Raw genomic sequence first — 23632 nt, forward strand, 5'->3', positions numbered from 1 at the left:
CGCGTCTCAGCGAAAGCCGGGCAGGGTGCGGATCAGGTGCCGCTGGATTTCCGCCCATTCGACGATGCGCCGCCAGTGCATCAGGTCCTCGCGGGCGCGCGGGTCTTCCAGATCACTGATGCCGGTGCCGTCGCCAGCCGCTTGCACATAGAACTGCGTGTCACGCAGCGTCGCCAGATAGGGAATCTTGAGGCTGTTGAGAAACTGGCGCAGCTGGTTATACATGCGCGTGCGGGCCCGGGTGCGATTGGCGATAACGGCCAGTCGGCGGGGGCGGCGGCGATAACAGGGCGACAGCATGACGGCCTGAAGAAAGCGGGTGGCCGCGCGGATATCGATCGGGCTGGGCAGCACCGGCACCAGCACCACCTGGGTAATACGCAAGACGTGATCGAGGACCGGGCCGTCGAGTCCGGCGGGCGAGTCGATGATCAGGTATTCCCGGGCATGCGTGATGGTTTCGGCCAGTCGGCCATAGGTGGTGTGGGCGTCGAGTTTCAGGCTCAGGCCATGGATGTCACGGCGCCCGTTCTTTTCGCGCAGTTGCAGCCAGGCACTGGCGGCTTGCAGCGGGTCCAGATCGAGCAAGGTGACGGCTTTGCCCTGGGCGGCGAGGTGGCTGGCCAGATTGGTGGCGAGGGTGGTCTTGCCGCAACCGCCTTTGGCATTGGCAACCAGCACGACAAAACGGCGCTGTACGTCGGTGTCGACAACGCGCGCCGTTGAAATGATATCGTCGCGGACTTCTGCTTGGCCTCGCATGGTGATCCTGTCCCCTCCCCTGGATCATCGCGACTTCAGTATAAGGGATAACGGCACTCCGCGCTTATTTCGTGGTCAACAGCGGTGCAGTATCCTGTGCGGCAGGTGTGATGCCGGCCCGCAGAGTGCCACCGGGAACGGGGGGAAGGCGTGAAGTATCTGTTGTCTGGCGTTGTACAGGCCCTGTTCCGATGGAGAGGCGTGTGCCGGACAGGCCGCGGCCTGGCGGTTGCAGGCGTCCGACGACGCCCGCACACTGTACCGCTGGCGTGGCGACGGGGGTGCCCCGGTGCCGGGACCGACGCGTCAATGAATGACATTATTCTGGAGGCAAGATGAAGAAGTTAGGTCTGGTTGTAGCTGTGGCCGCTCTGGCGGCATGTGGACAGCAGGACAAAGGGGGAGATGTCGCCCTGGACAGCGATGTGCAGCAGGCGTCCTATGCCATCGGCTACCGTACGGGTGAGCAGATGTATGGCAATACCGACGATCTGGATCTGGATGCATTCCTGGCGGGCCTGCGTGCCGGTGCAAAGGGTGAAACCGATCTGCCGCTGGCCGCTGAAGATATGGACGAGGCCATCGTGGCCTACCAGCAGCGCAAGATGAGCGAGCGTGAGAGCAACATGCGCGAGCAGGGCAATACCAATGCGTCGGTGGGCGAGGCGTTCCGTGCCGAGAACGCCGAGCGTGATGGCGTTGTGACCACCGAAAGTGGCCTGCAGTACGAAGTGCTGGAATCCGGTGATGGCCAGAGCCCGACCCTGAGCGATTCCGTGGTGGCGCATTACCACGGCACGCTGGTGGATGGCACGGTGTTCGACAGTTCTGTGGAGCGTGGCGAGCCCGCCACCTTCCCGCTGGGTCAGGTTATCCGTGGCTGGCAGGAAGCGCTGCAACTGATGAGCGTCGGTGACAAGTGGCGCATTGTGCTGCCGCCGGAGCTGGCTTATGGCGAGCATGGCGCGGGCGCAGACATCGGTCCCCAGTCCACGCTGGTGTTCGAAGTCGAGCTGCTGGACGTTCAGTCTCCGGACTGAGTGGTGTTGGCAGGCACAAAAAAGGCGGACCTCGGGTCCGCCTTTTTTGTGCCGCATCGGCGCGGGTTGTTGCCCCGGGGGCGCGCTCAGTGCCGGGTGAGGGCGCCCATGTGGATGCTCAGGATCAGTTGATCTTCCAGCGCAAAACGCTCTTCCAGATGCTCCAGCAGCTCGGTAAGCCGGTCGGGCAGGGCGTCCTGCAAGCGCTGGATGTGGTCCGGGGTGTCGTATTCCTCATTGAAGGCCAGCGCGGCGTCGGTGGACCGCGCCAGCCGGTGCAGGACATGCTGCACCAGTCCGGGATCGGTGCCACGCAACTGTCGCGCTTCGGCGGCCAACTCGCGGTAGATCTCGAAATGACCGGCGCTGATGTAGTCCACCAGCACCTCGCAGAAGCGCTGCACACGCTGCTGCAGAGGCAGGCTGTCGGCATGCAGGCCGCAGAGGCCCTGTAGCGAGCAGAGCAGGGTCAGTAGCTCCTGGCGTTCGCGCAGCCATGCCTGAACTTGCTTCTCGATGCGCTGCCATTGATCCAGCGCGAGACGGTGGGGGGTGGATTGGACCTCGGCTGTCATGGTCGTCATGCCTCCTGCTCGACGGTGGGTCGGGTGTTTGAGCCTACGGCAGCGCATGGGACTCGACAATTGGCCCTCGGGGCCAGATCGGCGTCCCGGAGCGGGCTGTTATATGGAAATCAGGCGCTTGGCGCCGTCAGACTGTTTTGTCATAAGCCAGGGTGCCCGGCCGGGGGCGTCGGCATATGAACCGCCCGGCGCCCGGGCGGTCTCATGGGTCGGGCAGGGGTGATGGCGCCGCGCCAGCATTGCCCCGCCAAGGGGGATTTCCGCTACACTGCGGGCTTCCATTGTTTCTGTTGCTGCGATGACCGAGATACCATGCTGACTCTGCGCCATTCCCTTTTGCGCCACCCCCTGCTGTCGCCCCGCATGCTCAACCTGGCCGGGCTGCTTGTCTGCGTGCTGGCGATGGCCATTGCCCTGTGGCTGCAATATGGCCCGGTAGCGCTAGAACCCTGCCCGCTGTGCACCTTCCAGCGGCTGGCGATGATCGCCGCCGGGGCCTTCTTCCTGCTGGCGTTCCTGCACAACCCGGGCGCCACAGGGCAACGGATATGGAACGCGCTGGCGGGCCTGTCGGCGTTGACGGGGGCGGGGGTCGCGTTGCGGCACATGTGGCTGCAGAGCCTGCCGGAAGACGAGGTGCCTGCCTGCGGCCCCGGGCTGGATTACATCATGGATGTCTTCCCGCTATGGGATGCCTTGCGGATGGTATTCAGTGGTTCGGGGGAATGCGCCGAGATCGACTGGACATTTCTGGGGCTGACGATCCCGCAGCAGGCATTGCTGGTGTTTGCGGGCCTGCTGGTACTGGCGCTGGTGCAACTGTTTCGCCGTTATCGCTAACGCAGTGTCACGGACGATCAGCCGACTTCCTGCTGGTGGGGGTGGCGCTTCATGAAGGCCTCGTAGCCTTCACGCCAGCCCGCGTGCCACCAGTCCATCAGGATATCTTCCTGATATGGACATCCGGTGTCATCACGGCCGCTCATGCCCCACATACAGCCACGGTCATAGGCTTTCTTGCACGGGTCGCGCTGGTCTTCGCGATGATCGTCGCGATGGTCGTTATGGTCCTGCATCCTGCAACGTCCCCCTTCGGGAAAAGGCTGCCTCACTCCAGGTTGAGGCTAGCACCGATCATCCCACAAGGGTGTGCAGTACGCCACAGGATGGCCTGCGCTGGCGCGAACGGTGGCATCGTTCCGCCGAACGGCATGCCGCTCCCGGTCAATCGCGAAAATAGGCCGCCAGATACTCGGCAAACGAGGGGTGCGGGGCTGCCTCCAGCGCGGTTTGTGCCGCCAGGCTGTCACGCGCCTCGGCGGCCAGGGCGTCTTCACGCTCGGCGGCCAGCGGCTGCGCCAGGAAGTGCGCGCGATGGGCTTCGGCCTGCGCCTGGGCGAAGTGGAAAAAGCTGCATGGCCCCTGAGTGGTCAGCGCCGCCATGACCTGTGCTGAAGGGGTGGCATCGGGGTTGTCGAGTTTTTCCTGTTGGCCCGCGAGGGCCTCGGCATAGTGGCTGCCGCCGTGGGTGGTGTCGAGCAGGGCCGCAATCGGCGCCATGCGTTCGAGGATCTGGCCGCCCCAGTCGTGCAGGCTGACCTGCTTGCCCCAGTTGCACAGCAGGGTGCCGGTGTCGCGCCCCTGATACACCACCTTGCGGATGTTTTCCTTGCTGGCATTCAGGTCGCAGTTTTCCAGCAGCGGTGACTCCCGCAGCAGGCAATAGGTGGCAAACAGATCAAGAAAACGGATCTGCATCTGGTTGATGCCCAGCGGCTCGAACGGATTCAGATCCAGCGCCCGGATTTCGACATACTCCACGCCGCGCCGCGACAGCGCCAGGGTCGGCCGCTCGCCGGATGCCGTGGTGCGTTTCGGGCGGATCGACGAGTAATACTCGTTCTCGATCTGCAGGATATTGCTGTTCAGTTGCCGGTATTCCCCGTCCACCAGTACGCCGATGCGGGCATATTCCGGCGCGTTGGTCTTGATCGCGTGGGTCAGGGTGCGGACATAGTCGTCCAGCGTGTTGTAGCTGATGTGCAGGCTGGATTGCGCATTGTTCTGGTAGCCCAGATCGCTCATGCGCAGCGAGGTGGCCCCCGGGTAGGTCAGGGTATGCCCGGCGATCTCGCTGAGCGTGTGCGGGCGCCCGGCCAGGAACGATTTGCACAGCGCCGGTGAGGCGCCGAACAGATAGATCAGCAACCAGGAATAGCGCTGGAAGTTACGCGTCAGATCAAAATAGCGTGCCGAAATGAAGTCCTGCAGCGGACGCGTGTCACCTTCCAGTTGCTGATGCAACTGCCAGAAATTTTCCGGGAACGACAGGTTGTAATGAATCCCGGCAATGGTCTGCATGCGCCGCCCGTAACGGTAGCCCAGGCCCTTGCGGTAAATGTATTTCATCTGCCCGACGTTGGAGCTGCCATAGCGGGCCAGCGGAATGTCTTCATCCGGGCCCATGACGCAGGGCATGGAGTTGACCCACAGCCGCTCGTCGCCGATGTGCTGGTACACGTAGCGATGCAGGTCTTCGAGAAAGCGCAGCGGGGCGTCCAGCTGGTCGCTGGCCGGGGTGATGAATTCGAGCAGGGCTTCCGAGTAGTCCGTGGTCAGATACGGGTGCGTGAGTGCTGAGCCCAGCGCCGCCGGGTGCGGTGTCTGTGCCAGAGCCCCCTGGGGGGTAATGCGCAGGCTTTCCTTCTCGATGCCGCGGCGCATGCCGGCCAGGGTCGGCGCAGCGTTGTGGCGCGTCAGGGCATCCAGTCGCCGGGTCAGCAGATCACTCATCACGATATCCTCGTGTTCACACGCGACGCTTGCGTGCGGCTTTTTCTTCCTGGGCCTTGGCAAACAGGTCGGCGAAGGTGCCGGTTCCGTTGCCAGCCCCGGCGTTGCCACCCCGCTGGGGCGGTGCGGCACTGCGCTGGCCGCCCTGGCGACCCTTGCCGCCCGCGTTGCGGTTGGCCGTCGGTCGGCTGCCTGCCGGTTTGTCTTCGGGCTGGTCTTCCAGGCGCATGGTCAGGCTGATACGGCGGCGCTCCAGATCCACTTCCATCACCTTCACCTTGACGATGTCGCCAGGGCTGACCACTTCATGGGCGTCCTTGACGAATTTCTCTGACAAGGCGGACACATGGACGAGACCGTCCTGGTGGACGCCGACATCGACGAAGGCGCCGAAGTTGGTCACGTTGGTCACGGTGCCCTCAAGCACCATGCCCGGTTTCAGATCCTTGATGTCCTCGACGCCTTCCTTGAACTCGGCGGCGCGGAATTCGGGACGCGGATCGCGGCCCGGCTTTTCCAGTTCCGCCAGGATGTCGCTGACCGTCATGACGCCGAAGCGGTCGTCGGTGAAGGTTTCCGGTTTGAGTTTGCGCAGGAAGCCGCTGTCGCCAATCAGGTCCTTGACCACGCGATCATGGGCCGCCGCGATCTTTTCCACGACGGAGTACGCTTCCGGGTGCACGCTGGAGGCATCCAGCGGATTCTCGCTCTGGCTGACGCGCAGAAAACCGGCGGCCTGTTCAAAGGTCTTGTCACCCAGACGCGGCACCTGCTTCAGGGCTTCACGGTTGGGGAAGGCGCCATGTTTTTCGCGGTAGCTGACGATGTTGCTGGCAATGGTGGCATTGAGGCCGGAGATGCGCGCCAGCAGCGCCGCCGAGGCGGTGTTCACATCCACGCCCACGGCATTCACACAGTCCTCGACCACGGCATCCAGACTGCGCGCCAGTTTCACCTGGCTGACATCGTGCTGGTACTGGCCTACCCCAATGGATTTCGGGTCGATTTTCACCAGTTCCGCGAGCGGGTCCTGCAGGCGGCGCGCAATGGACACGGCGCCCCGGAAGGACACATCCAGATCCGGGAATTCCCGCGCGGCCGTTTCCGAGGCGGAGTACACCGAGGCGCCCGCTTCGCTGACCATGATCTTGGTCATGCGCAGCTTCGGCAGCTTTTTCACCAGTTCACCGGCCAGCTTGTCGGTTTCGCGGCTGGCGGTGCCGTTGCCGATGGCGATCAGGCTGACCTGATGCTTGACGCACAGGGCGCCCAGCGCGGCCAGCGACTGGTCCCACTGATTGCGCGGCTGGTGCGGGAAAATGGTGGTGTGCTCCAGCAGCTTGCCGGTGCTGTCGACCACGGTCACCTTGACCCCGGTACGCAGTCCGGGGTCCAGCGCCAGGGTGGCATGCGGCCCGGCGGGCGGTGCCAGCAGCAGGCTCTTGAGGTTGCGGGCGAAGACATTGATGGCCTCTTCTTCGGCCATTTCCCGCACCCGGCCCAGCAGTTCGGTTTCCAGATGTGTGGCCAGCTTGATCTTCCAGGTCCAGCGCACCACTTCACCCAGCCAGTTGTCCGCTGCGCGTTGCTGGTGCTGCCAGTCGATACTGTTGGCGACCATGGTTTCGCACGGATGCGGCGGAGTGGCTTCCAGCGCTTCAGGCAGCGCCATGCTGACATGCAGGATGCCTTCGTTGCGGCCGCGGAACAGCGCCAGCGCCCGGTGCCCGGGAATCTGGGCCAGCGGTTCGCGGTGGGCAAAGTAGTCGCTGAACTTGATGCCTTCCTTGTCCTTGCCGTCCGCCACCGTGGAGATGATGTCGGCCTTTTCCCACAGCCAGGTGCGCAGGCGAGTCAGCAGTTCGGCGTTCTCGCTGAAGCGCTCCATCAGAATCTGTTTGGCGCCGTCGAGGGCATCCTTGGCGGTGTCGATCTTGTGTTCGCTATTCAGGAAACCGGCGGCTTCGGTGTCCGGGTCCCGTGTCGGGTCACTCAGCAGCGCGTCGGCCAGCGGCTCCAGACCTGCTTCGCGGGCAATCTGTGCCCGGGTACGGCGCTTCTGCTTGTACGGCAGATAGAGATCTTCCAGTCGCGTCTTGGTATCGGCAGCGAGGATGTTGGCTTCCAGTGCCGGGGTCAGCTTGTCCTGCTCGCGGATGCTCTTGAGGATCGCCTCGCGACGCTCCACCAGCTCGCGCAGGTAGCGCAGCCGTTCTTCCAGATTGCGCAGCTGGGTATCGTCCAGGCCATCGGTCACTTCCTTCCGGTAGCGGGCGATGAAGGGCACGGTGGCGCCCTCATCCAGCAGGGCCACGGCGGCGGCCACCTGGCGTGGCTGGACACTCAGTTCCCGGGCGATCAGGGCTTCGATGGGCGGCAGTGGGGCTGGCGGCGCAGAGGCAGTGAGGGTATCGGACATGGGGTTGCTGGATCCATTGGTCAGTGAATGGCATACATGCAGGTGGCCGGAATCATAGGCCACGTGTCCGGCCGGGGACAGATTGACAGGGCAATTTTGCTGTGGCTGTCGCGGATCGGGGGAGGGGGTGTCGGGGCGCGCTGAGGCGCCCCGGGGAGATCAGCTGCCCAGCAGCTCCTTGATCTTGGCCACCAGCTCGTCTTCCTGCGGCGGCTTGACGATATAGCCTGCGGCGCCCTGGCGCTCACCCCAGACCTTGTCGGTGTCCTGGTCCTTGGTGGTCACCAGTACCACCGGGATATGCTGGGTGTCCGGGTCGCGGGTGATCTTGCGGGTCGCCTGGAAGCCGTTCAGCTCGGGCATCACCACGTCCATCAGGATCAGGTCCGGCTTCTCGGAGCGGGCCATCTCGACCCCCTGCATGCCATTGTTGGCCGTTACGGTCTGATGCCCTTGCGCTTCACAGATACGCACCATGTTGGCCATCTGTGTGGGTGAGTCATCCACCACCAGAATCTTCGCCATCACGTTCCTCCCCACAGTTGAATCAGCATGCGGCGGGCTTGTTGTACGCCAGCTCGCGAATTTGCCTGAATGATAGCAGGATGATGGCGCGGTGAAACCTGATCATTTCCGGCACAATCTGCGGTATCGTGTCACATTGTTGCGCGTCGGCTGGCTGCGGGGAACCCCGGTCCGACTGGCCGGTCACACTCTGTTGCGAATTCGCCAGCGCCCTGCGGTTGCAATCCCCGGGGGGCAGGGGGAAGATGCCGCGCGGCGGGCAACCCCCGATATAACAAGATCCTGCCAGGCCGGGAGATCGCTGTGAGTGCAGACCAGACCCAGGACAAGATTCTCGTTGTGGACGATGACGCCCGGCTGCGCAGCCTGCTGCAGCGCTTCCTGGAGGAGCAGGGCTTCCATATCAAGGCGGTGGGCGATGCCGTGCAGATGGACCGGGCGTTGAGCCGTGAAATCTATTCCCTGATGGTGCTGGATCTGATGCTGCCGGGCGAGGATGGGCTGTCCATCTGCCGGCGCCTGCGCGAGGCCGGCACGGCGATGCCGATCATCATGCTCACCGCCAAGGGCGATGACAACGAGCGCATCGAGGGCCTGGAAGCTGGCGCCGACGACTACCTGCCCAAACCCTTCAACCCCCGGGAACTGGATGCCCGCATCCGTGCCGTGCTGCGCCGTCAGGTGCGCGAAGTGCCGGGCGCGCCGAGCCGTGACAGCCAGCATGTCAGCTTCGGCCCCTGGGCGCTGGACCTGTCGCGGCGCATCCTCAGCCGGGGGCAGGAGGAGCACAGCCTCACCACCGGCGAATTTGCCGTCCTCAAGGCGCTGGTGCAGCACCCGCGCGAGCCGCTGACCCGCGACAAGCTGATGAATCTGGCCCGCGGCCGCGAATGGAGCGCCATGGAGCGCTCCATCGACGTGCAGGTATCACGCCTGCGCCGGTTGCTGGAAGACGATCCCTCCAAGCCCCGTTACGTGCAGACCGTCTGGGGCGTCGGCTATGTGTTCGTGCCGGATTGAGCGTGGTCTGACCGTCGCTTTTCAGGCATTGTAGACGTCCCCTGACCCGCGGATACGCCTGATCCATGCGCTTTCGTCTGTTACCCCGCACCGCCTTTGCCCGCTCCGCCATGGTGGTGGGGCTGGTGATCTTCCTGACTCAGGTGCTGACCATCTGGTTTTTTGCCCGGAATGCCTATCTGCCCGGGATTCGCGAGTATTCGCGTTTGACGGTGCTGCAGGCCGAGCTGTCTTTCCATGACGCCACCCGGGACCCGGAAGGGGCGCGCCGTCTGGGGGAAACCACCGGCATCATTGTGGCTGATCCGCCAGATGCCCGTGAGGGGCGGGTGCCCTGGATTACGCGCCCGGTGGTGGGCAGCTTCCGGGGCGAGATTCAGCGTGAACTCGAGGAAACCGTGTTTGTGCGCTTCGAGGATTCGCGGCGCCCGGTGATCTGGGTGACGGCGGCCTCGTTCAATGGCAAGTGGCTGCGCGTGCCGATGACCTTCTTCCGTGACTACGACCGCTACCTGCTGGTGGGCTGGGGGGTAACGGTGCCCCTGTTCGCGATCATTGCCGGGTTGCTGATCGCCCGAGGCCTGAACCGGCCGCTGAAGCGTCTGGAGCAGGTGGCGCTGGTGGTCGGACGCGGCGACCCGGTGCCGCCGCTGGACGACGATGTCGGGCCGAAGGAAATCGACGCGGTGAACCGGGCGTTCAACCGCATGACGCGCGAACTGGCTCAGGCGCAACGGGACCGGGCACTGCTGCTCGCCGGGGTGTCCCATGACCTGCGCACGCCGCTGACGCGCATGCGCCTGTCGGCAGAATTCATTCCCGATGCTGAATTGTCGACGGGCATCATCAGTGATATCGAAGACATGGATGCGATCCTCGAGCAGTTTATCGGTTTCATTCGTGATGGCGCCGATGAGGTGGCCAGCTACGAAAACCTGAATGTGCTGGTGGAGGATGTCTGCGCCAAGTTTGCGGAGGTGGCGTTGCAGCTCCAGTTGCGTGAGGTGCCCCGGCTGATGGTCAAGCGCCTGACCTTCAAGCGCCTGCTGACCAACCTGATCAGCAATGCTATCAAGTACGGCGAAGCGCCGGTCGAGATCGATACCCGTGTCGAGGGTGAGGACGTGGTGTTGCGCGTGCGGGATCACGGGCAGGGGGTACGCGATGAGGATATTCCCACGTTGTTGCAGCCGTTTTCGCGTGGTGAAAAGGCGCGCACGGTGACCGGTTCGGGGCTGGGCCTGGCGATCGTCAAACGTATCGTCGATATGCACCATGGCCTTATCCGGCTGGGCAATCACGCCGAGGGTGGGCTGGAAGTGGAGATTCGCTTGCCGGTGACCGGCCGCTTTGTGCAGCCCGAGGCCTTGTCGGCCCGGGTGCGATAAAAAAGGGCGCCCGAAGGCGCCCTGTTGCCCTGCAGCGGGGGACCAATCCGCCCGGGCCTACTGCTTGTTGCTTGCTCGGTGATGCTTACAGCATGCCTTCGACACGCTGGCGCAGTTCATCGTCGTACGGCAGCATCTGGGCAATGCGGTTGTAGGTGCCTACATCAAGGCCCTCATCCTGTACCGCCTGCACCATTTCCTGCTGCATGTTCATCTGTACTTCTGCGACCTTTTCCGGGTCGTCCGCAGCCTGGGCTTCGCTGACATACTTCTCACGAATTTCCTCAACCTGCTTGTGCGCAGAAGCGAATTTTTCCAGCTCGTCGTCGCTCACTTCGGTGGCGGCAGCATCCGGCGCGAAGCCCTGGCCCTGCTGACCCTGCTGAGCTTGTGCAGCAGGGTTATGCTGCTGGCCGCCGTCAGAATAGGTGCCTGCGGCGCCCTGGGCGAAGGCAGCACCGGTCAGACCGGTGGCGGCGATGGCGATGGCAAGTTGCTTCAGTCGGATTTGCATTATGCGTTCTCCTCGTTGGCTGCGTGAAAATGTCTCGTTGCCTGGTCAAGTCCGACCCGTCGCAGCGGAGAAGTTCCTGTTCCACACAGATCTGGCGGGCGGGCACCCGGTTGCAGGGCCCGCCAGCCTTGGCGTTGCGATAGTTGTAACGAGATATTTCAGTGCAGTTTCAGGCGCGGTCGCACCAGCCGGTTGAAGCGTCCGGCGATCAGCAACATCAGGGTGCGTGGCCAGCCGTACAGGGCGGCCTGATGCAGCCGATACAGGCTGATGTACATGATGCGCGCCAGCCAACCTTCGACAAAGAAGTTGCCGCCCTTGAGGTTGCCCATGAGCATGCCCACCGAGCTGTACTGGCTCAGAGAGACCAGCGAGCCATGGTCGCGGTAACGGAAAGGCCGGAACGGCTGATCGCGCACCAGCAGGCGCTCGAAGCTGCGCGCCATGTAATGGGCCATCTGCTGGGCTGACTGGGCCCGTGGCGGCAGTGGGCGCTCGGCGCCAGGCAGGGTGCAGGCGGCGCAATCGCCGATGGCGAAGATGTTCGGCTGGCCGACGGCCTGCAGCGTGGGTTCCACGACCACCTGATTGATACGGTTGCGTTCCAGGTCATCCAGTGTGCCGAGCACGGCTGGCGCCTTGACCCCGGCGGCCCAGACCAGCAGATCGGCTTCGATGTTGTCGCCGTCCTTGACCACGAAGGTGCCCGGCTCGGCACGTTCCACCATGGTGCCGGTGTGCACCTTGACCCCCAGGCCCTCCAGGCGCGTGTGCGCCGCCAGCGACACGCGCTCGGACAGTGCCGGAAGAATCCGCGGAGCGGCTTCGATCAGGTGCACATTGAGTTGCTTGCGGTCCAGATGCTCATGGCCATATAGCTTGAGCATGCTCACGGCATGATGGATTTCTGCGGCCAGTTCCACGCCGGTGGCGCCGCCGCCGACAATCGCCACCGACAGTGGCGAGTTGTTGTGGTTGGCGTGCAGGCAGGCGTTCAGGAATTTTTCGCGGAAGCGGTCGGCCTGCTGACGGCTGTCCAGGAACAGGGCGTGGTCGCGAACGCCGGGGGTATTGAAGTCGTTGCTGCAGCTGCCGATGGCGAGCACCAGGTAGTCATAGGCCACGCTGCGTTCCGGCAACACTTCCTGGCCCTGGTCGTCGTTGACCGGGGCCAGCCGGATTTCCTTCGCCTTGCTGTCCAGGCCGCTCAGGGTGCCAGGTTCGAAGCGGTAGTGGTTGAGCCGGGCATGGCCGCGATAATCGACCGCATCCAGATCGGCATCGATCGCGCCGGTGGCGACCTCGTGGTAACGCGGCTTCCAGACATGAATATTGTTGCTGTCCACCAGCGTGATGTCGGCAACGCCGTGTTTGCCGAGTCGGCGCCCCAACAGGGTCACCAGCGGCAAGCCGCCCGCGCCGCCGCCCACCACTACTATCTTTGTCGCTGCCATGGCCGTGCTCCCTTGCCACCCCGGCCCTGCGGGCCGATGGGTGTGCCCACGCTACACCTGCGCGGGCGTGAAAAAAACGGCAAGTTTAGGCTTCGTCATAGGCTTGTCCAGCGGCGTAACGGCTTATTTGTGTCCTGCCGGTCATCCGTGGCCGGGCGCGGCGGCCAACCACGGTGCTTTCCGGTACACTGGCGGGCCTGAGATGACCCTGTTTCCGGAGACACCATGACCGAACAACTGTTGCGCATTGCCACCCGTTCCAGCCCGCTTGCCGTCTGGCAGGCCGAGTATGTGCGCGAGCGCCTTGAAGCGCTGCACGCGGGCCTGCGGGTGGAGCTGGTGCGCATCAAGACCCAGGGCGACAAGATCCTGGATACACCGCTGGCGAAAATCGGCGGCAAGGGCCTGTTCGTCAAGGAACTGGAAGAAGCCATGCGCGATGGTCGCGCGGACATCGCCGTGCATTCCATGAAAGACGTGCCCATGGCGCTGCCCGAAGGGTTTCAGTTGCCGGTGATCTGCGAGCGACACGATCCGCGTGATGCGTTTGTGTGCGCCACCCATGCGGATCTGGATGCGTTGCCGCAGGGCGCGCGCGTCGGCACGTCCAGCTTGCGGCGTCAGGCACAGATTCTGGCGCGACGCCCGGACCTGACGGTGACCAGCCTGCGTGGCAATGTGCAGACCCGCCTGAGCAAGCTGGATGGTGGCGACTTCGATGCCATTTTGCTGGCGGCGGCGGGCCTGAAGCGACTGGAGATGGACGACCGTATCCGGCTGGCGCTGCCGCCGGAAGTGCTGCTGCCTGCTGTGGGCCAGGGGGCGGTGGGTATCGAATGCCGGGAAGGCGACGATCTGGTGGCGGGCTTGCTGGCGCCGCTCAATGATGCCGACACCTGGGACCGGGTGGTGGCTGAGCGGGCCATGAACCGTCGCCTGGAGGGCGGTTGCCAGGTGCCGATTGCCGGCTATGCCGTGCTGGAGGATGACACCCTGTGGCTGCGCGGTCTGGTGGCCAGCGAAGAGGGCAGCGAGGTGTTGCGCGCGGAAGCGCGCGCGCCACGCGACCAGGCGGCGGCGCTGGGGGTGGCCGTGGCCGAGGACCTTCTGAGGCAAGGCGCCGACCGGATTCTCGGCGCCATCTATCAGCGAGCCTGACACGCCATGACGGTACGCCCGCGTGTACTGGTGACACGCCCGGCAGGTCAGGCCGAGGCGTTGCTGGCACGTCTGCAGGCAGAGGGCTTTGCCGCAGTCCATGTGCCAGCGCTGGCGATCACGCCCCGCCCCCTTGATGGGGCGGCGCAGCGATTGCTGCTGGACGTGGATCAGTATCATGCCGTGTTTTTTGTCAGCCCGAATGCGGCCCGCCTGGGCTGCGCCGCGTTGGCCGATGTCTGGCCGCAGTGGCCGGTGGGCGTGCACTGGCTGGCGGTGGGTGAGGCCACGGCCGCGGTGCTGAACGAAGCGGGTTTGCCTGCGGAGGCACCGTCGGCGGGATTCAACTCCGAGGCCGTGCTGGCGCTGCCCTGCCTGCAATCGCTGGCGGACAGGAAAATCATGATCCTGCGTGGTGACGGCGGCCGCGAACTGTTTGCCGACACGCTACGCCAGCGCGGCGCACAGGTGATGACCTTGCCGCTGTATCGGCGCCATTGTGCGACGGATTTTCGCTGGCCGGACGGGATTGTGGATGCAGTGCTGGTGACCAGCGTGGAAAGCTGGCACTGTTTACATGAGCGTGCAGCGGCAGCACTTCAGGGGCCGCTGATCATCGCGGGCAGCGAACGGATTGCTCAGACCATCCGTGCTGCCGGCTACCCGAGACTGCAAGTGGCGGCGAGTCCGCACGATGAGGATATGCTGGCATGTCTGAAAACATGTCTGGAAAAGAAGAAGGGGTAACGGATACCCCGCCCGCTTCCCCGGTACCACCGCGCGGCCACCGCCGCCCCCCTGCAGGTCGCGGGCGAGGACTCCTGTGGCTGATCCTGGTACTGATGCTGGCGGGTGCGGGCTATCTGGGTTGGCAGGTCTGGGAAAGCCAGCACCGTGAACATGGCGCCTGGCGTGCGGCGCTGGCGGATCAGGAAGACCATTGGCAACGCGCCCTGGCGACGACACAGGACGCCCAGGCCGCCCAGGCGGAACGCATCCAGCAACTCGAAACCGCGCTGGCGGACACCGGGCAGCAGCTGCGGGCCCTGCGCGAGGGGGGGCAGCAGTTCTGGCTGATCAGCGAAGCCCTGTCACTGGCCAGTCTGGCGGAGCAGCAACTGCTGTTGACCGGCGATGCCGAGGCGGCAGCACGCGTGCTGCACGCGGCGGACGACCTGCTGGCGCGCAGCGACGACAACGCCATGCTGCCCCTGCGTGAGGCGCTGCGCGAGGATATCGCCCGCTTGAATGCCGCCCAACGGGTGGATGTGACCGGCATTCTGCTGGAGCTGGGCGCCCTGCAGGGCCGGGTGGCCGACTTGGCCTTGCCGCGCCGCGAGCCCCCCAGCGCCGGCACGGCCGACGCGGAGGAGACCGACGCCGCCGAGACGGGGCGCCTGGAACGGTTGCTGGCGCGCTTGCCGGTGCGCATTCGCACTTATGACGGCCCGGCGCCGTTGCCGCTGGACAGTGCCAGCCGCCAGCTGGTGCGGCTGGCCTTGGAAAACGAACTGCAGCAGGCGCGGCTGGCGCTGTTGCAGGGTCGGCCAGACGTCTACACGGCGGCGTTGCAGCGTGCTGACGAACTGGCCGGTACCTGGTTTGCGCAGGCTGATCCGGGTGTCGAGGCCTTCCGCGAGGCGGTGCAGACCCTGGCGGCGCAGGATGTGGCCCAGGCCTTGCCGGATATCGGCACCGGGCTGGCGGCGCTGCGTCGCGCCCGTGCCGGGCGCATGCCGGAGGGCGATGAATGAGACGGCTGGTGCTGTGGCTGATTGCCGCCCTGGCCCTGGCGCTGGCGGCGGGTCTGTGGCTGGGTCGCCTGCTGCTGGAGGATGCTGGCTACGTGCTGGTGGTGTATGGCCAGCGCGAGATGGAAACGTCCGTGACCTTCCTGGTGCTGGTGCTGGTGGCCGCCGCCGCCCTGCTGGTGCTGCTGACCCTGTTGATGGCGCCACTGTGGCGCCTGCTAACCCCGACCCACTGGAGCGTCTGGCGGCGCCGACAGGCTGCCCAGCGGCAGCTGCGTGACGGGTTGCTGGAACTGTCGGCGGGGCATTGGCAGCGCGCCCACGGATTGCTGTCTTCCGCCGGGCGGCGTCTGGACTGGCCGCTGCCGGCCTGGCTGGCGGCAGCGGTGGCCGCTCGTCAGCGCGGTGATGGTGAGAGTGTGCAGCAGGCCCTGGCGCAGGCGGAGGCGGTGCCCAGTGGTCGCTTCCCCACCTTGCTGGTGCGCGCCCGCATGGCCTTGCAGGAGGGGCGCCCGCACCGCGCCCGTGAACTGCTGGAGCCGGAGCGCAAGCGCTACGGCGACAGCCCGGTCATGCTGCATCTGCTGGCCGAAGCCTATGGCCGCGAAGGCAACTGGGCCGCTCTGTGCGAGTTATTGCCGCAGCTGCGCAAGGTCGATCCGCAGGCGGGTAATCTGGATCAGCGTGAACAGCGTGCCTGGCTGGGCCGCATGCGCCAGGCCGCCAGCATGCCCGGGTTCAACAATGCCGCGCAGCGTCGCGATAGCCTGGCGCGGCTGTGGAAGAAGATGCCGCAACGCCTGCGCCGGGTACCGTCCCTGCGTGCCCAGTATGCGGGCTATCTGGCCCAGTTCGGTGATGGCCCGGGTGCCTTCAAGGTCGTCACCCGGCATATCGAAGAGGATTGGGATGACGGTCTGGTGGCCGTCATGGAAGCGCTGGAAGAGGTGCCGCCGGATGTGGTGCTGGCGCGGCTGGAGCGCTGGCTGGTGGACCGCCCTGCGAACCAGGCGGTGCTGCTGACCGCCGGGCGCGTGGCATTGAAGGCCAAGTTGTGGGGCAAGGCCCGTGCGTTTTTCGAGACGGCGGCAGCGGCGGGTCATGCCACGGCGCAGGCAGAGTTGGCCAGGTTGCTGGCGGCCCTGGGTGACGAAGAGGGTGCCAGGGCTTGTCTGGATGCGCGGCTTGAGGCCTTGGGCGCGACCTTGCCGCCCTTGCCGCAGCCGCGCCCCCGTTGATTAACGCCGGATCTGTTCCGCCAGGGCCTCGCTGAGCGCCGCATCCCGCTCCGGCTTTGCCAGCCACTGCTCCAGCTGCGGTGCCAGCAAGGCACTCAGCGCTTCAATATGATCGGCGCCGGCATTCAGAGCAGGAATATAGTCATAGCGTTCGCCGCCGGCCTCCATGAAGTACTCCCGGTTTTCCTCGCCGATTTCCTCGATGGTTTCCAGACAGTCCGCCGAAAAGCCGGGGCAGACGACGTGCACATGCTTGACGCCCTGGCCTGGCAGCGCCTTCATGGTTTCATCCATGTACGGCCGCAGCCATTCCTCGCGACCGAAGCGCGACTGGAAGGTCGTCATGTAATCGTCTGGCCCGAGCCCGAGCCGTTCCGCCAGCAGCCGCGATGTCTTGTGGCACTCGCAGTGATACGGATCGCCGTTGAGCAGGTAGCGCTTGGGAATGCCGTGATAGGACAGGATCAGCTTGTCCGGCCGACCCTGTGCTTTCCAGTGCGCGGTAATGCGCCCGGCCAGAGCGTCCAGGTAGGGCGGGAAGTCGTGGTAATGGCTGATGAAGTGGAAATCCGGCAGCCAGCGACGTCGACGCATGTCGGCGGCCAGCGCGTCGAAGGTCGAGGCGGTGGTGGCGGCGGAGTACTGCGGGTACAGCGGCAGCACGATCAACTGGCGCACCCCTTGATCCTGCAGGCGTTGCAGGGTATCGGCGATGGCGGGCTGGCCGTAACGCATGGCGAAATCCACCACAAGGCGTTCGCCGTAGCGGGCGCGCAGCGTATCGCGCAGTGCCTCGCACTGGTCCCGGGTGTGATACAGCAACGGCGAGCCCCTGTCGGTCCACACGGTGCGGTAGGCAGCGGCCGAGCGGCGCGGGCGAATGCGCAGGATGATCAGATTGAGGATCAGCCACCAGAGCAGGCGTGGCACTTCCACCACACGGGGGTCGGACAGGAACTCGCGCAGGTAGCGGCGCAGGGCGGGCGCGGTGGGCGCATCCGGTGTGCCCAGATTGGTGATCAGCACACCAATGCGGTCGGCCTGGCTGTGTCGAAAGTTGTCGGCACCCTTGTACATGTCTGGATCCTTAACGTGGCGCGTAATCGAACACGTCGGAGTGCATGGCGGTGGCGGGCACTCCGGCGGCATTGAGGGCGTCGAAGACGGCCCAGGCCATGATCGGCGAGCCGCCGATATGCACCTCGACCCGTTGCGGGTCTGTCAGGTCGGCGAGCACGGCTTCGTGCACCATGCCATGCCGGTAGTCCGGGTTGCCGGATTCGGACAACACCGGGACGTAGGTCACCTGACCGGCGGCAGCCCACGCCGCCGGCAGCGCAGGCAGATAGATGTCTTCCGCGCGGCGCGCGCCCCAGTAAAGATAGATGGGGTGGGCAAAACGTTGCGTCAACAGATGCTCGATCATGGCCTTGGCCGGGGCGAAACCCGTGGAGCCGCAGACAAACCAGACGGGCTTGTCCGGCAGAGCGTCGGCCAGAAAACGACGGCCGCCGGGGAGACGCACGCGCATGATCGGGTCGCTGCGCAGTTGCGCCATGATCTCCAGCGAGGACGGATTGTCGGCGGTATGCCGCACATGCAGTTCCAGATCGCGGCCATCGCCCTGCCGGGCGTTGGCAATCGAAAAGGCCGCTGGCGCATCGCCGTACAGCAATTCCAGATACTGGCCGGCATGCCACTGCACCGGCTTGCCGGCAGGCAGGCGCAGCATGACGCGGCTGACATCGTGGTTCAGGGCAGTAATGTCTGTGACCTGGCAGGCTGCCTCGACAATCGGCAGCTCGCCCGGTGCGGTCATGTCCGGCACGTTGATCTCGCAGTCTTCCAGGGCGTGGGCGACGCAGTATACCACTGCGTCTGCGGCGGCTTCGCCCGCACGAATGGTGCGGCCATTGCGCAGTCGCACACTGCCGTGGACCAGTGTGCCCTGACAGCGCAGGCAGTTGCCGTTACGGCAGGCGTTGGGAAAGCCGAAGCCGGCACGCTGGCCGGCTTCGAGCAGGGTTTCAGCGGCAGCAGCAGGATAGTGCCCGCCGCCGCTGACGGTGATGGTGTAATCACTCATGCACTCATGATGAACAGCGAGGCGATGATGGCCATGCCGGCGAACCAGACCAGTGAACGGGCGCTGGCCCAGTCGGCGATGTAGCAGATGCCGAACAGTATGCGGCTGACGACAAAGGCAACGGCCAGCATGTCCAGCGTGCCCTGGCCGAGATTGCCGATTACCGAGGCCACGATTACGGCGGCCAGGAAAGCCGGTGTGACTTCAAAGCTGTTCTGCTGCGCCCAGTGGGCACGTTTGCGGGCGCCTTCCAGTCCTTCGAGGAATTCGCGCGGGTTGTGGTTCTGACGCGGGCCGAAACCGCCCTGAAACTTGGCAAAACCGGTAAACAGATACGGCAGGAAAATGGCGACAAGCATGCACCAGTAAGCTGTAGTCATGATGGGTCCTCGCTGCGGTGTGGGTCTGTTGTTGTTTCAATGGTGGTTTCAATCGTTGTTTCCATCAGGCCAAAACGATCCTGGCCCCATAACAGGGTGTTACCAAACTGCAATGAGGGTACACCCCAACTGCCCGCAGACACCATGGCATCGCGGTTTGCCGTGGCCCGCTCCACCCATTCGCGATCACCCAGCCAGCGGCGGGCCCGGTTCCAGTCCAGCCCGGCGCGCGCGCAAACTTGCTTCAGACCGCTGTCGCTTGCCGTATTGATGCCTTCACTCCAGATGCCGGTGGCCGCGCTGATGAGGAACTCGCGCAGCCTGCCTTCCTTTTCGGCAAACGGCCACAGGGCCATACAGCGTTCCACCCCGGGCCCTACCGGGTCGCAGACAAAGCCGAAAGGAATGCCGTGCAGGCGTGCTTCGCGGGCGGCGTCAGACAGGATGTAGAAGCGCTTGGCGCGCGGCACGCTGAGGCCGCGCATGACCATCGGCAGCACCGGGCGGACCTGCAGTGCGAGTCCGTAGTGGTCGGCGAGCTGATAGGCGCGCTGCAAGGCCAGCCAGGAATAGGGGCTGCGGAACGAAAAGAACAACTGCAGGGGTTTGCCCGCCACGGCCGGGTTGTTGCCGGTCAGGCGAAGCGATTTCGCGGCGCCATAGGGCGCGGGCCAGCGGCGGCTGTCGTGGTCGGGCAGCAGAGTATCCAGACGCCGGGCCAGATGATCCAGGCGGTCGATGCCCCAGTACCATTCGCCCGCATAATGTAGCGTGCCGGTCAGGTAATGCCCGATGCGCAAGAACTGGTCGCGGCGCGCTTCCATGGCCATCCGCGTCTGGTCTTCGGGCTGGCTGCCATGCCGACTGGCCAGAGCATGCAGGTCCTCGCCATTCCACAGTGCTGTGCATACCGCTGCGGCCAGCGTCAGAAAGGCCGGATCCTGTTCATGACGCAGCAGGATCTGCGTGGCCAGCAGGGCGCGATCATGGCTGGGCGGCTGCCAGTGTTCAGGAAAATCGAGGCCGTAAAAGCGCGCCAGGGCGGCGGCGTCGCGGCAGCCCAGTTGCGCCAGCATTTCCGGCTCGGGGTACATCTGCGGGTCCAGATACAACATCAGACGCGGCTGGATGCGCAGGCCGAGGTCGGCGTAGTGTGCGGCGAAGGCGGGGAGCCACTGCAACAGCAATACCGAGTAGGGGTCGTCCACCCGGCAATAGAAGGTGGCGCTGTGAGGTTGCCGACGCAGCCTGCGTTGCAGTTCATGCAGGCGGCGTCGGCAGTCGAGCAGGCCCGGGCTGGTCAACAGCCGGGCCACCCAGGGCATCAGACGATGCGCCAGGCTCATATCTTGTCCGTGACCGCGCCTTCGGACGCTGAGGACACGGTGGCAGCGTACTTCGCCAGCACCCCGCGGGTGTACTTGGGCGCAGGCTGCTGCCAAGTGCTGCGGCGGCGTGCCATGTCGGCCTCACCCACTTGCAGGATGATTTCGCGCTTCTCGGCGTCGATGACGATGCCGTCGCCATTTTCCACCAGCGCCAGCGGGCCGCCATCCTGGGCTTCCGGTGAGATGTGCCCGACCACGAAACCGTGCGAGCCACCGGAGAAGCGGCCATCGGTAATCAGCGCGACGTCATTGCCCAGCCCCTTGCCCATGACGGCCGAGGTGGGGGAGAGCATTTCGCGCATACCGGGGCCACCCTTCGGGCCTTCGTAGCGGATCACGATGACATCACCCGCAACGACTTCGCCGTCGAGAATGCCGCGCAGTGCAGACTCCTCGCCGTGATAGACCCGGGCCTTGCCCTCGAAGCGCAGGCCTTCCTTGCCGGTGATCTTGGCGACTGCGCCATCGGGCGCCAGGTTGCCGGTGAGCACGACCAGATGAGAGTCTTTTTTCACCGGTTTGTCGAAGTCGAAAATAATCTCCTGACCTTCCGGGTAATCCTGCACATCGGCCAGGTTTTCGGCCAGTGTCTTGCCGGTAACGGTGAGCACGTCGCCATGCAGCATGCCCGCGTCGAGCATGCGCTTCATCAACGGCTGGATGCCGCCGATGGCCACCAGTTCACTCATCATGTATTTGCCGGACGGGCGCACATCGGCCACGACCGGTGTGATCTCGCCCAGGCGCACGAAATCGTCCAGCGACAGCTCCACGTCGACGGCGTGCGCCATGGCGATCAGGTGCAGCACCGCGTTGGTGGAGCCGCCCAGCGCGATGATCACGCGGATGGCGTTCTCGAACGCCTTGCGGGTCATGATGTCGGTGGGCTTGATGTCACGGCGCAGCAGCTCCATGACCGCTTCGCCTGCGCGCTGGCAGTCGATCTTCTTGTCTTCGGAAATCGCGTCCTGAGCCGACGAGCCGGGCAGCGACATGCCCAGCGCTTCGATGGCGCTGGCCATACTGTTGGCGGTGTACATGCCGCCACAGGAGCCCGGACCCGGGATCGCCACTTCCTCGATCTGCTTGACCTCGATGGGGGTCAGCTCGCCCCGGGCATGTTTGCCCACGGCCTCGAACACGGAAATGATGTCGGTGTGCCCGGCGCCCGGCTTGATGGTGCCGCCATAGACGAACACCGACGGCCGGTTCAGACGCGCCATGCCGATCACGCAACCGGGCATGTTCTTGTCGCAGCCGCCGATGGCGATCAGACCGTCAAAGCCCTCGCAGCCCGCTACGGTTTCAATGGAATCCGCGATCACCTCGCGGGACACCAGGGAATACTTCATGCCCTCGGTGCCGTTGGAAATGCCGTCGGACACGGTGATGGTGTTGAAGATCACGCCCTTGCCACCCGCCTCGTTGGCGCCCTTTTCGGCTTCCAGCGCCAGATCGTTGATGTGCATGTTGCAGGGCGTGACATTGGCCCAGGTGGAGGCAATGCCGATCTGCGGCTTGCGGAAATCCTCGTCGGTAAAGCCCACCGCACGCAGCATGGCGCGCCCCGGGGCCCGCTCGATCCCGTCTACCATCTTCGAGGAATGTTTGCGCATCTTGTCGTCAGTCATGAAACACTCACCTGGTCTGTCGTGTGTTGAAATAAGGTGTTGAGAAATCGGTTACAGCGCCTTGCGGAACACCTTCGAGTTGCGCTGGTAGTTGTACATGCTCTTGCGCTCGCCGGGCAGCTCATCCACCGACACCGGCTCGAAGCCCTGCTCCCGGAACCAGTGGGTCGTCTGAGTGGAGAGCACATACAGCGATCTCATCCCCTGGTTGCGCGCCCGCTTCTCGATAAAAGCCAGCAGCTTGTGGCCGCGCTGGCTGCTGCGGTAGTCATTATGCACCGCCACGCACGCCAGTTCGCCGGATTCACCATCGCTGAACGGGTACAGCGCCGCGCAGCCGATCACCATGCCATCGCGCTCGATGATCGTGAAGCGCTTGATCTCGGCCTCCAGCAGCTCGCGCGAGCGGCGCACCAGGATGCCGGCTTCTTCCAATGGCCGGATCAGCTCCAGAATGCCACCGACGTCCTCTATATAGGCACCGCGAATGTTCTCGTAGGTCTCCCGCGTGACCAGCGTGCCGCAGCCATCCCGGGTGAACAGCTCGCGCAGCAGCGCCCCGTCCTCACGGAAATTCACCAGATGCGCCCGGGCCACGCCATTGCTGGCGGCGTGGCAGGCCGCCGTGAGCTGCCGCTCGGTGTTCGGGTTGGTGATCACTTCCTTCGCCAGCAACTGCCCGGCCTCCTGGGGCGAGATCTCGCGCACCAGCTTGCCCTCGGCGTCCTCCACCCCGGTGTCCTCACCCAGATAGATGATCTTGTCGGCCTTCAGGGCAATGGCCGTGGTGGATGCCACCTCCTCGGAGTTCATGTTGAACAGCTCGCCCGTGGGCGAGCAGCCGATGGGCGAGAGCAGCACCACGTTGCCGATCTCCAGCTGCCGCTGGATCGCCTCCACCTGCACCCGGCGTACCTCGCCGGTGTGCTGGTAGTCGAAGCCATCCCGCACCCCCACTGGCTTGGCAATCACGAAGTTGCCGGACACCACCTGAATGCTGGCGTTGTGCATGGGCGAGTTGGCCAGCCCCATGGAAAACAGCCCCTCGACCCGCAGCCGCACCGCACCCACCGCATCCAGGGCGCACTCCAGCGCCGCACTGTCGGTAATGCGGGTATGCCGCTCGAAACGCGAATCAATCCCACGCGCCGCCAGCCGCGCACTGATCTGCGGCCGCGCCCCGTGCACCAGCACCAGCCGGATGCCCAGGCTGTTGAGCAGCGCCAGATCGTGGATGATGTGGTCAAACCCGGGCTCCTCCACCGCCTCGCCAGAGATCATCACCACGAAGGTGCGCCCGCGATGGGCGTTGATATAGGGCGACGAGTTACGGAACCAGGTGACGTGGTCCTGGTGTGCCGTGGCGGTAGAGGGCGCCGTTGTGGTGTTGCCCGAGGTGTGTTGCGTCATCCTTAGTGTGTCCGGGTCGGGGGTGGCAAGGGCTCAAGCCTTGAAGTATAGGGGACCGGCGGACGGGCGGCTATTGCTTGGTCCGGGGATG

Annotated in this window: 22 protein-coding genes; 8 read left to right on the forward strand and 14 right to left on the reverse strand. The window is 64.8% G+C overall.

Features of this window, described 5'->3' with window-relative positions; all coding sequences use genetic code 11:
• Positions 1–6 precede the first annotated feature (6 nt).
• The gene (locus tag DKW65_RS01335) at positions 7–762 is read right to left on the reverse strand and encodes a ParA family protein (RefSeq protein ID WP_111655562.1); all 756 of its coding nucleotides are present in this window, start codon (positions 760–762) and stop codon (positions 7–9) included.
• Between the two features lie 335 nt (positions 763–1097).
• Between DKW65_RS01335 and bamJ the strand changes: the two genes are divergently transcribed.
• A complete protein-coding gene (bamJ, locus tag DKW65_RS01340; RefSeq protein WP_111655563.1) occupies positions 1098–1802 on the forward strand; it encodes a BamJ family beta-barrel-assembly machinery protein in 705 nt (234 codons plus the stop codon).
• An 86-nt stretch (positions 1803–1888) separates the two neighbouring features.
• Here bamJ and DKW65_RS01345 read toward each other — a convergent pair whose 3' ends face one another.
• Positions 1889–2377, reverse strand: a complete 489-nt coding sequence (locus DKW65_RS01345) for an Rsd/AlgQ family anti-sigma factor (RefSeq protein WP_111655564.1) — start codon at positions 2375–2377, stop codon at positions 1889–1891.
• Between the two features lie 321 nt (positions 2378–2698).
• Between DKW65_RS01345 and DKW65_RS01350 the strand changes: the two genes are divergently transcribed.
• Positions 2699–3226 (forward strand): disulfide bond formation protein B, encoded by a 528-nt coding sequence (locus DKW65_RS01350; RefSeq protein ID WP_111655565.1) that lies wholly within the window; start codon positions 2699–2701, stop codon positions 3224–3226.
• Positions 3227–3243: 17 nt separating this feature from the next.
• Here DKW65_RS01350 and rmf read toward each other — a convergent pair whose 3' ends face one another.
• From rmf to DKW65_RS01370, 4 genes are all read right to left on the reverse strand, one after another.
• Complete coding sequence (gene rmf, locus DKW65_RS01355; RefSeq protein WP_111655566.1) at positions 3244–3462, reverse strand: ribosome modulation factor; 219 nt, start codon at positions 3460–3462, stop codon at positions 3244–3246.
• Positions 3463–3610: 148 nt separating this feature from the next.
• Entirely contained in the window at positions 3611–5179 is a 1569-nt protein-coding gene (gene gshA, locus DKW65_RS01360) for a glutamate--cysteine ligase (RefSeq protein WP_111655567.1), read from the reverse strand.
• Between the two features lie 16 nt (positions 5180–5195).
• Positions 5196–7598 (reverse strand): Tex family protein, encoded by a 2403-nt coding sequence (locus DKW65_RS01365; protein ID WP_111657470.1) that lies wholly within the window; start codon positions 7596–7598, stop codon positions 5196–5198.
• Positions 7599–7757: 159 nt separating this feature from the next.
• A complete protein-coding gene (locus tag DKW65_RS01370) occupies positions 7758–8123 on the reverse strand; it encodes a response regulator (protein WP_111655568.1) in 366 nt (121 codons plus the stop codon).
• A 303-nt stretch (positions 8124–8426) separates the two neighbouring features.
• Here DKW65_RS01370 and ompR point away from each other — a divergent pair, with 303 nt between their 5' ends.
• A complete protein-coding gene (gene ompR / locus DKW65_RS01375) occupies positions 8427–9143 on the forward strand; it encodes an osmolarity response regulator transcription factor OmpR (RefSeq protein ID WP_162925639.1) in 717 nt (238 codons plus the stop codon).
• Between the two features lie 65 nt (positions 9144–9208).
• Positions 9209–10531: an ATP-binding protein gene (locus tag DKW65_RS01380; protein ID WP_111655570.1), complete on the forward strand. Its 1323-nt coding sequence runs from the start codon at positions 9209–9211 to the stop codon at positions 10529–10531.
• An 85-nt stretch (positions 10532–10616) separates the two neighbouring features.
• Here DKW65_RS01380 and DKW65_RS01385 read toward each other — a convergent pair whose 3' ends face one another.
• Both DKW65_RS01385 and DKW65_RS01390 read right to left on the reverse strand, forming a co-directional pair.
• Entirely contained in the window at positions 10617–11045 is a 429-nt protein-coding gene (locus tag DKW65_RS01385) for a DUF4168 domain-containing protein (protein WP_111655571.1), read from the reverse strand.
• Positions 11046–11203: 158 nt separating this feature from the next.
• Positions 11204–12499 (reverse strand): NAD(P)/FAD-dependent oxidoreductase, encoded by a 1296-nt coding sequence (locus DKW65_RS01390; RefSeq protein WP_111655572.1) that lies wholly within the window; start codon positions 12497–12499, stop codon positions 11204–11206.
• A gap of 225 nt (positions 12500–12724) precedes the next feature.
• Here DKW65_RS01390 and hemC point away from each other — a divergent pair, with 225 nt between their 5' ends.
• The 4 genes from hemC to DKW65_RS01410 are packed head-to-tail and all read left to right on the forward strand — an operon-like array spanning position 12725 to position 16646.
• Positions 12725–13657 carry a hydroxymethylbilane synthase gene (gene hemC / locus DKW65_RS01395; RefSeq protein ID WP_111655573.1) on the forward strand — a complete coding sequence of 311 codons (933 nt, stop codon included), beginning with the start codon at positions 12725–12727 and terminating at the stop codon, positions 13655–13657.
• A 6-nt stretch (positions 13658–13663) separates the two neighbouring features.
• Positions 13664–14404 (forward strand): uroporphyrinogen-III synthase, encoded by a 741-nt coding sequence (locus DKW65_RS01400; protein ID WP_111657471.1) that lies wholly within the window; start codon positions 13664–13666, stop codon positions 14402–14404.
• Positions 14380–15411 (forward strand): uroporphyrinogen-III C-methyltransferase, encoded by a 1032-nt coding sequence (locus tag DKW65_RS01405; RefSeq protein ID WP_162925640.1) that lies wholly within the window; start codon positions 14380–14382, stop codon positions 15409–15411. Before DKW65_RS01400 ends, DKW65_RS01405 begins: the two co-directional genes overlap by 25 nt.
• Entirely contained in the window at positions 15408–16646 is a 1239-nt protein-coding gene (locus DKW65_RS01410; protein WP_111655575.1) for a heme biosynthesis protein HemY, read from the forward strand. Before DKW65_RS01405 ends, DKW65_RS01410 begins: the two co-directional genes overlap by 4 nt.
• Here the strand turns inward: DKW65_RS01410 and hemH are convergent, their stop codons facing one another.
• From hemH to argA, 6 genes are read right to left on the reverse strand one after another with little or no spacing between them, the layout of a single operon-like run.
• Positions 16647–17723 carry a ferrochelatase gene (gene hemH / locus DKW65_RS01415; RefSeq protein ID WP_111655576.1) on the reverse strand — a complete coding sequence of 359 codons (1077 nt, stop codon included), beginning with the start codon at positions 17721–17723 and terminating at the stop codon, positions 16647–16649. It abuts the gene before it with no gap.
• Between the two features lie 10 nt (positions 17724–17733).
• The gene (locus tag DKW65_RS01420) at positions 17734–18732 is read right to left on the reverse strand and encodes a 2Fe-2S iron-sulfur cluster-binding protein (protein ID WP_111655577.1); all 999 of its coding nucleotides are present in this window, start codon (positions 18730–18732) and stop codon (positions 17734–17736) included.
• Entirely contained in the window at positions 18729–19112 is a 384-nt protein-coding gene (locus DKW65_RS01425; RefSeq protein ID WP_111655578.1) for an MAPEG family protein, read from the reverse strand. The genes DKW65_RS01420 and DKW65_RS01425 overlap by 4 nt, the downstream gene beginning before the upstream one ends.
• A complete protein-coding gene (locus DKW65_RS01430) occupies positions 19109–20458 on the reverse strand; it encodes a DsbA family protein (RefSeq protein WP_111655579.1) in 1350 nt (449 codons plus the stop codon). The genes DKW65_RS01425 and DKW65_RS01430 overlap by 4 nt, the downstream gene beginning before the upstream one ends.
• Positions 20455–22131: a dihydroxy-acid dehydratase gene (ilvD, locus tag DKW65_RS01435; RefSeq protein ID WP_111655580.1), complete on the reverse strand. Its 1677-nt coding sequence runs from the start codon at positions 22129–22131 to the stop codon at positions 20455–20457. Before ilvD ends, DKW65_RS01430 begins: the two co-directional genes overlap by 4 nt.
• A gap of 51 nt (positions 22132–22182) precedes the next feature.
• Entirely contained in the window at positions 22183–23541 is a 1359-nt protein-coding gene (gene argA, locus DKW65_RS01440; RefSeq protein WP_111655581.1) for an amino-acid N-acetyltransferase, read from the reverse strand.
• Positions 23542–23632 lie beyond the last annotated feature (91 nt).

This window comes from Isoalcanivorax indicus, from assembly GCF_003259185.1.
GTDB lineage: Bacteria > Pseudomonadota > Gammaproteobacteria > Pseudomonadales > Alcanivoracaceae > Isoalcanivorax > Isoalcanivorax indicus.

What these genes read in the sequence shown, in the direction of transcription:
- DKW65_RS01335 (WP_111655562.1), bottom strand. Translation starts at nt 762, where the DNA reads ATGCGAGGCCAAGCAGAAGTCCGCGACGATATCATTTCAACGGCGCGC.
- bamJ (WP_111655563.1), top strand. Translation starts at nt 1,098, where the DNA reads ATGAAGAAGTTAGGTCTGGTTGTAGCTGTGGCCGCTCTGGCGGCATGT.
- DKW65_RS01345 (WP_111655564.1), bottom strand. Translation starts at nt 2,377, where the DNA reads ATGACAGCCGAGGTCCAATCCACCCCCCACCGTCTCGCGCTGGATCAA.
- DKW65_RS01350 (WP_111655565.1), top strand. Translation starts at nt 2,699, where the DNA reads ATGCTGACTCTGCGCCATTCCCTTTTGCGCCACCCCCTGCTGTCGCCC.
- rmf (WP_111655566.1), bottom strand. Translation starts at nt 3,462, where the DNA reads ATGCAGGACCATAACGACCATCGCGACGATCATCGCGAAGACCAGCGC.
- gshA (WP_111655567.1), bottom strand. Translation starts at nt 5,179, where the DNA reads ATGAGTGATCTGCTGACCCGGCGACTGGATGCCCTGACGCGCCACAAC.
- DKW65_RS01365 (WP_111657470.1), bottom strand. Translation starts at nt 7,598, where the DNA reads ATGTCCGATACCCTCACTGCCTCTGCGCCGCCAGCCCCACTGCCGCCC.
- DKW65_RS01370 (WP_111655568.1), bottom strand. Translation starts at nt 8,123, where the DNA reads ATGGCGAAGATTCTGGTGGTGGATGACTCACCCACACAGATGGCCAAC.
- DKW65_RS01380 (WP_111655570.1), top strand. Translation starts at nt 9,209, where the DNA reads ATGCGCTTTCGTCTGTTACCCCGCACCGCCTTTGCCCGCTCCGCCATG.
- DKW65_RS01385 (WP_111655571.1), bottom strand. Translation starts at nt 11,045, where the DNA reads ATGCAAATCCGACTGAAGCAACTTGCCATCGCCATCGCCGCCACCGGT.
- DKW65_RS01390 (WP_111655572.1), bottom strand. Translation starts at nt 12,499, where the DNA reads ATGGCAGCGACAAAGATAGTAGTGGTGGGCGGCGGCGCGGGCGGCTTG.
- hemC (WP_111655573.1), top strand. Translation starts at nt 12,725, where the DNA reads ATGACCGAACAACTGTTGCGCATTGCCACCCGTTCCAGCCCGCTTGCC.
- DKW65_RS01400 (WP_111657471.1), top strand. Translation starts at nt 13,664, where the DNA reads ATGACGGTACGCCCGCGTGTACTGGTGACACGCCCGGCAGGTCAGGCC.
- DKW65_RS01405 (WP_162925640.1), top strand. Translation starts at nt 14,380, where the DNA reads ATGTCTGGAAAAGAAGAAGGGGTAACGGATACCCCGCCCGCTTCCCCG.
- DKW65_RS01410 (WP_111655575.1), top strand. Translation starts at nt 15,408, where the DNA reads ATGAGACGGCTGGTGCTGTGGCTGATTGCCGCCCTGGCCCTGGCGCTG.
- hemH (WP_111655576.1), bottom strand. Translation starts at nt 17,723, where the DNA reads ATGTACAAGGGTGCCGACAACTTTCGACACAGCCAGGCCGACCGCATT.
- DKW65_RS01420 (WP_111655577.1), bottom strand. Translation starts at nt 18,732, where the DNA reads ATGAGTGATTACACCATCACCGTCAGCGGCGGCGGGCACTATCCTGCT.
- DKW65_RS01425 (WP_111655578.1), bottom strand. Translation starts at nt 19,112, where the DNA reads ATGACTACAGCTTACTGGTGCATGCTTGTCGCCATTTTCCTGCCGTAT.
- DKW65_RS01430 (WP_111655579.1), bottom strand. Translation starts at nt 20,458, where the DNA reads ATGAGCCTGGCGCATCGTCTGATGCCCTGGGTGGCCCGGCTGTTGACC.
- ilvD (WP_111655580.1), bottom strand. Translation starts at nt 22,131, where the DNA reads ATGACTGACGACAAGATGCGCAAACATTCCTCGAAGATGGTAGACGGG.
- argA (WP_111655581.1), bottom strand. Translation starts at nt 23,541, where the DNA reads ATGACGCAACACACCTCGGGCAACACCACAACGGCGCCCTCTACCGCC.